Consider the following 12,053-nt stretch of genomic DNA (forward strand, 5'->3'; position numbering starts at 1 on the left):
TTGGCCCTTTGGCCCGCCACAACACCCAATATAGTAGAGTATAGCCGCATGGAAAAGTCGCATATAGAAGTTTGGCAACAGTGCTTAAATAAAATCAAACAGGAGGTTAAAGATCAGGCATTTAAGACCTGGTTCTTACCCATTCAGCCCAAAAAGCTGGAAGGGAACACCCTTACTTTACAAGTTCCCAACTTCTTTTTCTATGAATGGCTAGAGTCTCACTACATCGATCAGCTGAAGTCTGCTATCCGCAGCCAGTTGGGCGAAGAGGGACAACTGCAATATGTTTTGCAGCAGAAAAAAGCCCCACAAAAGCCACAAGTAGCCGTCCAAAGAGAAAAGCCGCTACGCAATCCGCTACAACCTAAGGAGAGAAGAATCAATCGCCATTATGGCCAAGCGCCCATTCGGGACAAAAATGAGAAGATTCACAATCCTTTTGTTATTCCCGGCATCAAGAAAAAAGAAATTGAGTCTCAACTCAACCCCAGCTATACCTTCGACCGCTTTATTGAGGGAGATTGTAATCGCTTGGCCCGTTCTGCAGGTATGGCTGTCGCCAAAAAACCTGGACAAACGGCCTTTAATCCCTTGATGATTTTTGGCAATGTAGGTTTGGGCAAAACGCATTTGGCCCACGCTATTGGCAATGAGGTTAAAAAGAATATGAAGGATAAGGTAGTGCTCTATGTTTCTTCAGAGCATTTTACCAACCAATTCATTGAGTCACTGACCAAAAATGCCATCTCTGATTTTGTCAACTACTATCAACTTGTCGATTTACTGATTGTAGACGATATTCAGTTTTTGGCCAAAAAGCAGAAAACCCAAGATATTTTCTTTCATATCTTCAATCATCTGCATCAAAGAGGCAAACAGCTCATCCTCACCTCTGATCGTCCACCCAAAGAAATGGCCGATATTGAGGAGCGCCTAATTTCTCGCTTCAAATGGGGGCTCTCTGCCGATTTGCAGGTCCCTTCTCTAGAAACGAGAATGGCGATTATTCAACAAAAAATGCATAATGATGGCATTGAGCTGCCTCACAATGTAATGGAGTATATTTCTTATACTGTTCGTTCTAATGTTCGTGAACTAGAAGGTATTCTCATCTCACTGATCGCTCAATCGGCGCTCAATCAAAGAGATATTGACATGGCCCTAGCCAGAGAGGTTATTTCTAAATTTGTAGATGATGTTAGCCAAGAAATTTCTATTGAGTTTATTCAGAAAATCGTAGCTGATTATTATGATATTCCCGTAGAAAAGCTGCGAGAAAAAACACGTAAAAAGCTAATTGTTACTGCACGCAAATTGTCTATGTATTTGGCCAAACAGCTAAGTAATAAATCGCTTACCTTTATTGGTTCTGCTTTTGGTGGTCGTGACCATAGTACAGTAATTCATGCTTGTAAATCGGTAGAGGCCATGTTGCAAAACGACCAAAGTTTTAAATCAGTAGTTTCTGATCTCAAGCAGAAGATCAAGCAAAATACACAAAGCTAAATCAGTCTTTGCAAGACAAAAAGGGCGGCTAGAGAAAGATCTCTAGCCGCCCTTTTAATATTATTTATTCTACACTTAGTTATTCGGCATCCTCCAATAAGAACAGGCGCATAAAATTGAGGGCAAAACTACTACTCATTTCAATATTTCTCGTTCTATTATTGCCCAATTCTAATTTTTGGACCCATTGCTTTTCGGCAGAGCCCATAGCCAGCCAAATCGTGCCTACGGGTTTGTCGGGCCGGCCACCGCCGGGACCAGCAATGCCAGAGCTAACAATCCCATAATCTACATTCAGGTTTTTGATGAGGCCGGCCAACATTTGGCGGACGGTAGCCTCAGATACGGCCCCTTCGGTCTCTAAAGTTTCTGCAGAAACGCCCAATTGTTGCATTTTAACGATATTGCTATAGGCCACTACGGAGCCCATAAAATAATCGCTGCTGCCAGGGATAGCAGTGAGTTTATGAGCAATATTTCCACCTGTGCAGCTTTCTGCGGTACCAATAGTTTTGCCCTTTTGGCGAAGTAATTCGCCTAATTTGGCTTCGAGGAAATCGCCTTCTTGGCCAATAATTAGTTTTGGGCCAAGGATTTCGCAAAGTTTGGCGCCCTCTTCTTTTACGGCTTGGACCAATGCGGCTTCCTCTTGGCCCTTAGCGGTAAGGCGCAAGCGCAAATAGCCTGTTTTAGTATTGGGCAAATAGGCTAATTTGATGCTGGAAGGTAATTGGGCTTCAAAGTCTTCGAGGGCTGTAGATACATCTGTTTCCCCTTTGCCAAAGCAAAGCCAGGTCTGCTGCACAATATTAGAGCGGCCAGGCAATTGGGCCAGACGGGGAAATACTTCTTCTTGCATGAGGTATTTCATTTCTTTAGGCACACCAGGCATAGAAACGACAATGGGGTAGCCTTCTTCTTGGAACCACATGCCAGAGGCCGTTCCCATCTTATTGATTAGGATCTGCGCCCCTACAGGCATTTCGGCTTGTACTTTATAGCGATCGTCGGGCTGGCGATTGCGGCCAAACTGCTCAAATAAGTGCTCAATATTTTGGAAGCTAGGAGCATGAAAAGCCAGCGACATTCCAAAATAATCGGCTAGGGTAAATTTGGTAATATCGTCTTTGGTGGGGCCTAAGCCTCCCGTAATAAGGACCAAATCGGCTTGGCCCTTGGCTTGGTCCAAACTATCTATGATAGCTTGGCGTTCATCGGAGATCGTCAGAATCTTTTGTAAATCTACGCCCTGAGCTTGTAATTCTTGGGCCATCCAATGGGCATTGGTATTGAGAATTTGTCCGAGTAGAATCTCATCGCCAATGTTAATAATATATGCTTTCATGATGATTGTTTTTGGCTAAACAAGTTTTTGAGCAAGAGGTTTTGAGGTTTGGTGGGCCGAAGCCCTGCGCCCAAGCAAAAGCCCTACTGATGAGCGGCTGAGGGATGGACAGCAGTGGCCGCAGGCCAGACCAAAGCGCGGAGCGCTGCAGGGCCGAGCGAATAGCGAGCTGCGAGACAGCCCGACCCGCCCGCAGGGCGGGGCAGCCCCTAAAAAAACAGCCCTAAAAGTTAAATCTTCTAGAGCTGTTTAAGGGTTATTCGCTTAGGCATTCTTCTCTTTCTTGGAAGACGACGCCATAGCTTTGCAGTTCTTCAAGAATGGGGGTATAAATTTCTTCGTGAATGGGGATGAGGACGCCTTTGCGCTCGATTTGCTCCAGCATAATTTGCTTGACGCCCATGGCTAGCGGGAGTCCAACTAGGCGAGCCATAGCGGTATCTTCGGCATTATCGCCAGTTTGGACCATGGTAGAAAGGCGGCGGTGTTGTTGTCCGTCAGCATCCTGATAAATAAACTCGTGTTGCATAATAATCATGTCCTTTTCTTCGGGCTGCAACTTCCATTTTTTCTCCAAAACATCTTGTAAAATGACGGCTGGAGAAGCTTGTTCGAAAGGGATGGGCGTTTCTTCAAAAAGGCCGAGCCATTCTAGTTTATCAAGGGCTTCATCATCTTCCTGCAGCTTAAAAAATGCGGCCACTGCTGCGCGCAGGCTATCAAAATGGAGGTGATCGTTGGCAGCGGGGAGGAAACTACGAATCAGGCTAGCGTAGGTTAGATCATCTGAGTATTCTAGCTCGTGAGAATCGTCGGTTAGGCCCAATTGGATGAGAAGATTCCAAGCTTTGCAGTAGCCAGGATAGCGGAGCGTTTGGCGCAAAATGGTGGGAGTATCCTCTAGGCCATAAGCCGATTCATATTTTAGTGAAATGCGGTTGGGATAGGCTTCATATTGGCCCATGCCAGGCACTTCAACTAGTTCGATATCTTCAAATAGGCGTTGGTAAGGTACATGTTTATATTGGCCTTGGTGCATATATTTGGCGATTCCTTGGCCGGCGAGGACTACATTTCGGGGGCTCCAAGAGAATTTATAGTGCCAGGGATTGTCGTCACTTTCGGGGGCCACCAAGCCACCAGCGGCAGATTTAAAAGAAGTTATTTTGTGTCCTGCTTCTTGAATTTGGTGGATGCCCTGCATGGCTGACATATGGTCGATACCGGGGTCTAGGCCCAGTTCGCAAAGGAAAATCAGGCCTTTTTCTTGGGCTGATTCGGCCATTTCTTTGAGTTCGGGGGCCACATAAGAGGCGTTGGCTAGGTGTTTACCGTATCGTAGGCAATCGCCAGCCAGATGATGGTGCATAAAGGGGGGCAGCATAGAAACGACTACATCTACCTCTTGTACCAATTCGCCACGGCGCTCCACATCAAGTACGTCTAAGGCGACAGCTTTCCCATGGGGTCTAGCTTCTAATTTTTTTTCGGCCAGTGCTAAATCGGCATCGGCAATAATAACTTCCCATTGATATTTAGGAGCTTGTTCGAGCAAATAATCTATTAGAGAGGTGGCTGAACGTCCTGCGCCTACCACAAGAATTTTATTCAACATAATAAGGATAATTTAGCTGTTTGATTTAACTGTGTAGCGGGCGACAAGATAAAACTTTCTCTTAGAACTCATTGGTTAGCTTAGTAATTTTGGATCATTTTAAATAATGGGAGAAAGCAAACAAAATTTTTTGGACGAGGCAAAAGGGGCCTTAGTCCAAAAAAAAAGTCTTTTCCTTGGCGAGTTTACCCAAGAAAATTATCTTTAAGCGACTCAAGAATTGAGATGAGAGTCACAGCAACACAAACAGCATTTTATTTTTTTTAAAATCGAGAACAGCTATGTTGAAAGATCTTCAAGTGGCCGCATTGATCCGGGAGGAGCACGAACGCCAACAGAATGGTATCGAACTGATTGCCTCTGAGAACATTGTTAGTCAGCAGCTCATGCAGGCCATGGGGTCTTGCCTCACTAATAAGTACGCAGAGGGCTATCCCCAGAAGCGTTATTATGGCGGCTGCGAGGTCGTTGATAAAATTGAACAATTGGCTATTGATCGGGCCAAGGCTCTTTTTAATGCCGAATACGTTAATGTGCAACCGCATTCTGGCGCTCAGGCCAATGCTGCCGTTTATTTGGCTTGCGTAAAACCTGGCGATACCATCCTTGGTTTTGATTTGGCGCATGGAGGCCATCTTACGCATGGTTCTAAGGCCAACTTTTCGGGCCAGCTCTACAATCCCGTTTTTTATGGGGTAGAAGAAGCTACGGGTCGTATTGACATGGACAAGGTTGCGGCTAAGGCCAAAGAGCATCAGCCTAAAATTATTCTTTGTGGGGCCTCTGCCTATTCTAGAGAATGGGAATATGAGCGTTTCCGCGAGATTGCCGATGAGGTAGGGGCTATCCTTTGGTGTGACATGGCGCATCCTGCAGGTGTTATTGCTGCGGGCCTACTCAAAAATCCTTTGGACTATTGCCATATCGTGACTACGACTACGCATAAAACCTTGCGTGGCCCTAGAGGAGGGATGATTTTGATGGGTAAAGATTTCCCCAATCCTTTTGGTAAAGTTTGGAAGAAGTCGGGCAACCCCAAAAAGATGTCAGTGCTACTCAACTCTGCCGTTTTCCCTGGCACTCAAGGTGGTCCCCTAGAGCATGTCATTGCCGCTAAAGCCGTTGCTTTTCACGAAGCTTTGCAACCTAGCTTTAAGACTTACCAAAAACAGGTAGTGGCCAATGCCAAAGCTATGGCTCAGGCTTTTGTCGATAAAGGCTATAAAGTAATTTCTGGTGGAACCGATAACCACCTCATGCTGATTGACCTTCGCCCTAAAGGCGTAACTGGCAAACAAGCGGAAGAAACCCTAATTTTGGCCGATATTACGGTAAACAAAAACATGGTTCCCTTTGATACAGAATCACCTATGGTGACTTCGGGTATGCGTGTAGGTACACCTGCCGTGACTACCCGTGGTTTCAAAGAGGCTGATTGCGTAAAAACGGTAGAATGGATTGATCGCATTTTGAGCAATATTGATGATGCCCAAGAAATTGCTGCTGTAAAAGCAGAAATCAATGCCTATATGGCGAACTACCCGCTTTTTGCTTCTGATGAAGAAGGTGTAGAAGTAGCCCCACTCTAAGCTAGAGTGCCATTTTATTTACAAAGCCCTAGAAGTATTTGCTTCTAGGGCTTTTTTATTTACCTACCGTTTATTCGGTCAGATAGGCTTTCAAATCGGGATATTGATTGAGCAAAAAGGGAATTTGTTCTTTTTGGAGTGGCCAACCATCTAAATAAGCTTGAATGCGAATAGCTTTAAATCCTCCTTCTTCTAAGGTTTCCCGAAGTGCATTGGCTGCCTTAAAGTTGCGGGCATGACCTAAATAGTAAGTAATTTCTGGACTTTCGGGCTGTTTTTCTGCAGCTACATCTTGTAATTGCCCTAAAATGGGATCATCAAAGAGTTGTGTGCTTGTTTGAATAGCAAGACGGTAGCGCAACCCTTGGCTTTCCGCTCTAAAGTTTTTGGCCTGAGGCGCCAATAAAATACTACTGAGTTTGGGCCAATTATAATGTACGCCCAAAGCCGTTTTTTGAGTTTGCAGCAACCGAAGTTCAATTCGTCGATTGAACTGCTGTCCAGCAGGATTTGGCGAACCATCAAAAGAAAAGTTTTGTGCCTGAGGATAAGCTAAACCACAGCCCCGAAGATAGATGCGTTGAGCAGCAATTCCTTTATCTAGTAGTTCTTGAGCCAGTTGCTGGGCCTGTTGTACAGATAAAAATAAGCCACGACTAGCTTCATATTGAGCATCGCTATGGGCCTCAATTAAAAGATTTAGATTGGGATAATCTTGAAGCAAGCGCAGCAAACGATCTAATTGCCGCTGATCTTGCCAAGCTCCAGTTTCCGCAGAATAATAGAGTGGCGAAAGTGTAATATTCGTCTCTGCCGAATTACTATCTAAAACTGAAAGACTAGGAATTTCACTATTATTGATTTGGGGTTGTTGTTCTTCTGCACGCAAAAAGTCGAGGCTTGCCGAAACAGCCAATTGCGCTCTTCGCTCTTGTCTAAAGTAAAGTTGGTAAATATCTAAGCCCCCAAAGCCTCCTGCTCTTTGGCTCAACAACTGCCCCCCCAAACCATTAGCAGAAAGGCGAAAGAATAAATCCTGCCCAGGACTACTAATTGGTGCTGGCAATAACTCTGGCTGACTCCACTGGCCTTTTTCTACCTCATAAACAGATTGGTAAACATCATAATCACCAATACCCTGAGCAGATAAACGAGAGAAAAAGAGGGTTTTTCCGTCTGCAGCCAAAAAAGGACTACGTTCTGGGGCTGCAGTATTGAGCGGAAAGGCTAAAGCAATAGGAGCAGACCAGTCCCCTACCTTATTTTTCTTTCGATAATAAATATCTAAATCTTGGGCATGAGGCCCCGCAGCAAAAAAGAGCAAGCTATCATTAAAAAAATAATGATCGCCCGTCCAACTATGGTATTGACTATCTAAGGCAATGGGAACGGCTAAACTTTGTCCGTAAGTATCTTGAAAATTATCGACCAAGCCTTGACTATCTCGCTGAAAAAAAATCTGGTCTTTTTGAGCACTAAACCCCAACAAAAGCTCATTTTGAGGACTATTATAACGCCCCCCTAAAACTTGAGCTTGGCCCCAGCCTCTCCCCTTTTGTTCAATTTGATAAATCTGCCCATTCTGTTGGCCATTACTATCAGGCCGATTAGAAGAAAAATAATAATTTTGTCCATTACCCTGAAAAAGTGGCCCCTCCTCATAAGGGCTATTAATTGGACGTTCATAAGGAGATATAATGGCAGGCGATTGAGCTACAGCATTTCTTTCTGCAAAAACAGCCTGTAAAAGCAAACGTTTAACTGTTCGTCGATTTACTTTTTGACTACCTGCCGTTTTCAAAAAAAGCTTATAATAATGCATGGCCTCTAAATAATTACTTTCATAATGAAAGGCTCTAGCCGCCAAAAAAAGCGCCTGATCTTGATGGTTTTTATCTTGTAAGTAGACTTGTAGCGCCTGCAAACAGCTATCAAATTCATTAAGACCAAAATGTGCCTGCGCCAAGGCGTAATAATGCTTTGACTTGGGCTTTTTAGCCCGCTGAATAAGTTGTTGAGTGCTGACTTTAGCCAGCTGATACTGCCCCGCTACTAAAGCTGCATCTCTCTGTTTCTCCAACTTTTTTTGGGCCATCACCCCTTGGCTAGAGAAGAAAAAGCAAAAACTCAATAAAAATACTATAGTTCTATTCATGAATTTAATTTGTCTGTGAAGCTGAACAAAGCAAATATAGGGAAGTTTTGTGGGAGAAATTTACAGGATCTTTTCCACCTCCCAAAAACAAGTACCCTGCATCAATTTGCCCCCTTTTTTCTACAGAACTCCACTAAAAAAACTAACTTGCCCCACAGACCATTAAGCCAATTGATTAGATGTTAAATACTATTCGAAAAAGAAACCCTTTTGCTCATAAACTGCCCAGAGTTCAAACTGGAGAGCGGACCTATTGGCGAAAATTCTATGGACAAGCCGGCCGCCGCTGGACCCTCCGCTTTTTTCTGCTTTTTTGCTTTTTTGCCCTTTTCTCTGATTTTTTAGCCAATCAAAAACCCATTTACTGCGAATTAGAAGAACTGAAAACTGGCCAACGCTATCAATTTTCTCCCATTCTCTATGATTATGCCACAGGCCTAGGTTTTGGCAATTGGGAAATCAAATGGAAACAACTCAATTGGTATGCCCCCAATGAAAACCAATGGCGCTACCATCACGTCCTTTTCCCCCCCATTACCTATTCCGCCGAACAAGTTGATTTACGGAATACTCTAGTGGGCCCAAAAGACCAACAAACCCTAGAAGGCTATATGCGCCCCCATTATTTGGGCACAGACCCCTTGGGCCGAGATTTAGCCGCTGGATTATTACACGGCTGCCGAACCGCACTTTTAGTGGGCTTGGTAGCCATGTCAATTGCCACCCTAATCGGAATTTTATTAGGCGCTTTAGCCGGCTATTATGGCGATGAACGACTCTACTGGAAACGCGCCTACTTCCTCGCTTTTTTCCTCGGCCTCTTCACCTTTTGCTTTCTTGCCTTTGTTTGGGGCGCCTACCCCTTGAGCGAACTATTAAGATCAGGCAATTTCCTAAAAGCAGGCTTTTATTTATCCCTTCTCGGCATTTTGGTCGCCGCTTGTAGCAGTTTATTGGGCTGGAGCTTGGGGTTGCTCCCCTTCCTTTCTGCAAGAATTCGCCTACCTCTAGATTTGGCCATCATGCGATTTATAGAGTTGATTAACTCTATCCCTGTTTTATTACTCATTCTCGCCATCTTACCCCTAATCAAAGATAGTTCAATTTATACAGTAATGGTCCTTATAGGTCTGTTGTCTTGGACCGGTATCGCCAAATTTATTCGGGCCGAAATGCTGCGTATCCGAACACTCCCCTATGTAGAAGCCGCCCGCGCCTTAGGCTATCGAGAACTAAGTATTATTTGGCGACAAGCCTTACCCAATGCCCTTCCTCCCGTCCTAATCGCCCTAGCCTTTGGCATGGCCTCCGCCGTACTCACCGAATCTTTCCTCTCTTTTATCAATGTAGGCCTCCCCCCCGAACAAGTAAGCTGGGGCTCTTTGCTACGCACCGCCAGAGATGCCGGAATTTCTGCCTGGTGGCTGGCCCTCTTTCCCGGATTAGCCATCTTTTTCACCCTCAGTATCTTCAATTTATTAGGCGAAGGAATTAACAAAACGCTAGATCCTAAAGAGGTTTAATGTTTTTTGGGGCTTGCCCGCCCAAAGGGCGGGCCGGGCTGTGTCGCAGCTCGCTGCTCGCTCGGCCCTGCGGCGCTTGCAGCGCCTTGGTCTGGCCTAACGGCCACTGCTGCCCATCCCTAGGCCTGCGGCGGCTTCGCCGCCTGCTAGCTGTGGCTGCAGGTTGAAACCAGCAGCCAATTTAGGAACAGCACAGTCCCCTCCTGACCAACAACTGGCCTGCAGCTTAAAAGCCGCAGGACCTGAAAACCTAATACCTCCTTCCCCCAAACAAAGCAGGGGCTTTCAAGCCGCTGCGACAAGAAAGACCAAGGCCCAACAAGAATGGCTGCGGCCTTTAGGCTGCAGACAAGCGGCCTAGCGATGTGCAGGGGTGGCCAAAGGCCAGACCAAGCGGGCGCAGCCCGCACAGGGCCGAGCGAACAGCGAGCCCCGAAACGTAGCGCCCGCCCAAGGCGGGAGGCCTATAACTATAAACTACTCTAAATCAACAAGTGGAATATCAAGGACTTCATCAAAAGTTACTACCGATTTATTTGTGTTTTTTCCTTTTTCGGGCTGCGGTAAAGTTTGTCAGAAAAAGCTAAAGGACCAATAAAGTATAACTGTGAGGTTCCACAAGCCCAAAATAGGGGTCATCTAAGGTATATATTGGGTCCAACAACCCCAAAATAGTCCTTCTCTACCACATTTTTTAGCTTAAAAAGCAGAAGAGGCCGCTTGCTTACCTCAAGCTATAGGTCTAGTCACCAAAATTAAGGCTCTTCTACTGCCTTATAGTCGTCTGAAGCTGCATCATATAGGTCCAAAACTGCTTGCTTGGGGTAGAGCAACCCAAATTAGGGCTAAAGCTAGTCCTTAGCTGCGGTTCTTTTATCTATAATAGACCTTATGATACTGCTTAGGAGCCATTACTTTATCTATGCTTGAGGTTCATTATAGAAAAGCTGAGGTTCTATAACTCCTATAGTCTAGTCCACCAACTGCAAGTCTAGACTCTGATTACCTTAGTTTACAGTTTGCTAAGGGCTAGCTTGCAGTAAAAAAGCACAATCATGGACTTCCACAACCTATACCCTGAAGTTCAGCACGTCTCTTATGCAGTAAAAGAACCTAGAACGAGCCGTTAGTGAGTGCATTCAACGACTTTTACAACATATATCATAGATTTCAGGACGACTAGATAGGAGTTTTGCTAAACATTGGCCCATAACTAAAGGTTGAAACCCTCTAAATTTAAGCGCCGAAGAAAACAGCCAAAAGGAAAAAGACCGTTGTGCGGCCCAGCGCTGCGCAGCCGTGGCCGCAGGCCAGACCAAGTTTTTTGAGCGCTAGCGAAAAAAACGCAGGGCCGAGCGAGCAGCGAGCGGCGCAGCATAGCGGCGGCCGCTTTGGCGAAGCCTAGCCGGCCGCGGGCCCCAAAAAAAACAGATCTAACTACTTTTTATTAAATCTTGGCTACAGTTTGGAAAAACAGGATGGGATAAAGTGTATTGGGTCGACCATCCTGAGGATAATAATCTAGCTGATGTAGATAGCCCAGTTGAAAGGCGAATTTTTCTAAATCGTAAGTGGCTCCTGCATACAGACGGTTGCGCATAAAGTGCCATTGTTCGTGACGATTATTGGCCTTAATATAAATCTCTTCATAGGCGGCAAAACCGAGGGGAGAATTGGGCAGGCGGTAGGCGAGTTTGAGCAAATAGCGAAAGCGGGGGGTGTAATTCCAGTCGTTTTGCTGCCATTCGGTCCCTTCTAGGGCCCATTTTTCCTTGATTTGGTGCTCGTAGCGATAGCGGTGGACCAATTTAAAGCCCTTGCCTAGGGGCTGTTTAATTTTCAGCTGAGCCCAAGGGCGGTATTCGCGGACGGGTCGCGGCATACTACCGCCAGGATAAGTTTGGCGAAAGGTAAACACCCCAGAAAGTTGAATATTTTTGCTTAGGGGGTAATGATAAAAGCCTGCTAGCATGAGGGCATCCCAGTTTTCCAGCCAGTTTTCTCGGCGAATTTGCAGCTCTGCGGTCCATTTGCCTTTACCCGCTTTGCCACCAACTTGAAAATTGAACCAATTGTTAATTGGGCGAACAGAAGTCGTGTCACTTTGCGCCCAACTAGATTGGCCTGAAAAAAGGAGAGCCAAAATAAAAAGTAAGTGAGTGGCGCCTAAAGTTTTCATAGTACATAGAATTTTGTGAGGCCCCTTTTACCAAATAAAGTTTTAGTTCTCGCCTAGATTGTTCTCATAAGCAAATAAAAGTGAGGACAAGCTAGGATTATTGGATCAAAAACGATTTTGTTGAGGGGAAACAATAAAAAA

At 45.3% G+C, this 12,053-nt stretch carries 7 protein-coding genes; 3 read left to right on the forward strand and 4 right to left on the reverse strand.

Annotated features, from left to right (window positions below; genetic code table 11):
- Window positions 1–48 precede the first annotated feature (48 nt).
- Window positions 49–1,506: a chromosomal replication initiator protein DnaA gene (gene dnaA, locus PPO43_RS00005; protein WP_272619643.1), complete on the forward strand. Its 1,458-nt coding sequence runs from the start codon at window positions 49–51 to the stop codon at window positions 1,504–1,506.
- A 79-nt stretch (window positions 1,507–1,585) separates the two neighbouring features.
- Here the strand turns inward: dnaA and PPO43_RS00010 are convergent, their stop codons facing one another.
- Both PPO43_RS00010 and PPO43_RS00015 read right to left on the reverse strand, forming a co-directional pair.
- Complete coding sequence (locus tag PPO43_RS00010) at window positions 1,586–2,851, reverse strand: CinA family nicotinamide mononucleotide deamidase-related protein (RefSeq protein ID WP_272619645.1); 1,266 nt, start codon at window positions 2,849–2,851, stop codon at window positions 1,586–1,588.
- A gap of 256 nt (window positions 2,852–3,107) precedes the next feature.
- Window positions 3,108–4,466, reverse strand: a complete 1,359-nt coding sequence (locus PPO43_RS00015; RefSeq protein WP_272619646.1) for a saccharopine dehydrogenase C-terminal domain-containing protein — start codon at window positions 4,464–4,466, stop codon at window positions 3,108–3,110.
- A 281-nt stretch (window positions 4,467–4,747) separates the two neighbouring features.
- Between PPO43_RS00015 and glyA the strand changes: the two genes are divergently transcribed.
- On the forward strand, window positions 4,748–6,055 hold the full coding sequence (glyA, locus tag PPO43_RS00020; protein WP_272619648.1) for a serine hydroxymethyltransferase: 1,308 nt from the start codon (window positions 4,748–4,750) through the stop codon (window positions 6,053–6,055).
- A 70-nt stretch (window positions 6,056–6,125) separates the two neighbouring features.
- Here the strand turns inward: glyA and PPO43_RS00025 are convergent, their stop codons facing one another.
- Complete coding sequence (locus PPO43_RS00025; RefSeq protein WP_272619650.1) at window positions 6,126–8,210, reverse strand: hypothetical protein; 2,085 nt, start codon at window positions 8,208–8,210, stop codon at window positions 6,126–6,128.
- Window positions 8,211–8,389: 179 nt separating this feature from the next.
- Here PPO43_RS00025 and PPO43_RS00030 point away from each other — a divergent pair, with 179 nt between their 5' ends.
- Window positions 8,390–9,733: an ABC transporter permease gene (locus PPO43_RS00030; RefSeq protein WP_272619652.1), complete on the forward strand. Its 1,344-nt coding sequence runs from the start codon at window positions 8,390–8,392 to the stop codon at window positions 9,731–9,733.
- Between the two features lie 1,447 nt (window positions 9,734–11,180).
- Here the strand turns inward: PPO43_RS00030 and PPO43_RS00035 are convergent.
- Window positions 11,181–11,912, reverse strand: a complete 732-nt coding sequence (locus tag PPO43_RS00035; protein ID WP_272619654.1) for a DUF2490 domain-containing protein — start codon at window positions 11,910–11,912, stop codon at window positions 11,181–11,183.
- Window positions 11,913–12,053: the final 141 nt, after the last annotated feature.

The sequence above is a fragment of the Saprospira sp. CCB-QB6 genome (genome assembly GCF_028464065.1).
GTDB lineage: Bacteria > Bacteroidota > Bacteroidia > Chitinophagales > Saprospiraceae > Saprospira.

What these genes read in the sequence shown, in the direction of transcription:
- PPO43_RS00010 (WP_272619645.1), bottom strand. Translation starts at nt 2,851, where the DNA reads ATGAAAGCATATATTATTAACATTGGCGATGAGATTCTACTCGGACAA.
- PPO43_RS00015 (WP_272619646.1), bottom strand. Translation starts at nt 4,466, where the DNA reads ATGTTGAATAAAATTCTTGTGGTAGGCGCAGGACGTTCAGCCACCTCT.
- PPO43_RS00035 (WP_272619654.1), bottom strand. Translation starts at nt 11,912, where the DNA reads ATGAAAACTTTAGGCGCCACTCACTTACTTTTTATTTTGGCTCTCCTT.
- PPO43_RS00025 (WP_272619650.1), bottom strand. Translation starts at nt 8,210, where the DNA reads ATGAATAGAACTATAGTATTTTTATTGAGTTTTTGCTTTTTCTTCTCT.
- glyA (WP_272619648.1), top strand. Translation starts at nt 4,748, where the DNA reads ATGTTGAAAGATCTTCAAGTGGCCGCATTGATCCGGGAGGAGCACGAA.
- dnaA (WP_272619643.1), top strand. Translation starts at nt 49, where the DNA reads ATGGAAAAGTCGCATATAGAAGTTTGGCAACAGTGCTTAAATAAAATC.
- PPO43_RS00030 (WP_272619652.1), top strand. Translation starts at nt 8,390, where the DNA reads ATGTTAAATACTATTCGAAAAAGAAACCCTTTTGCTCATAAACTGCCC.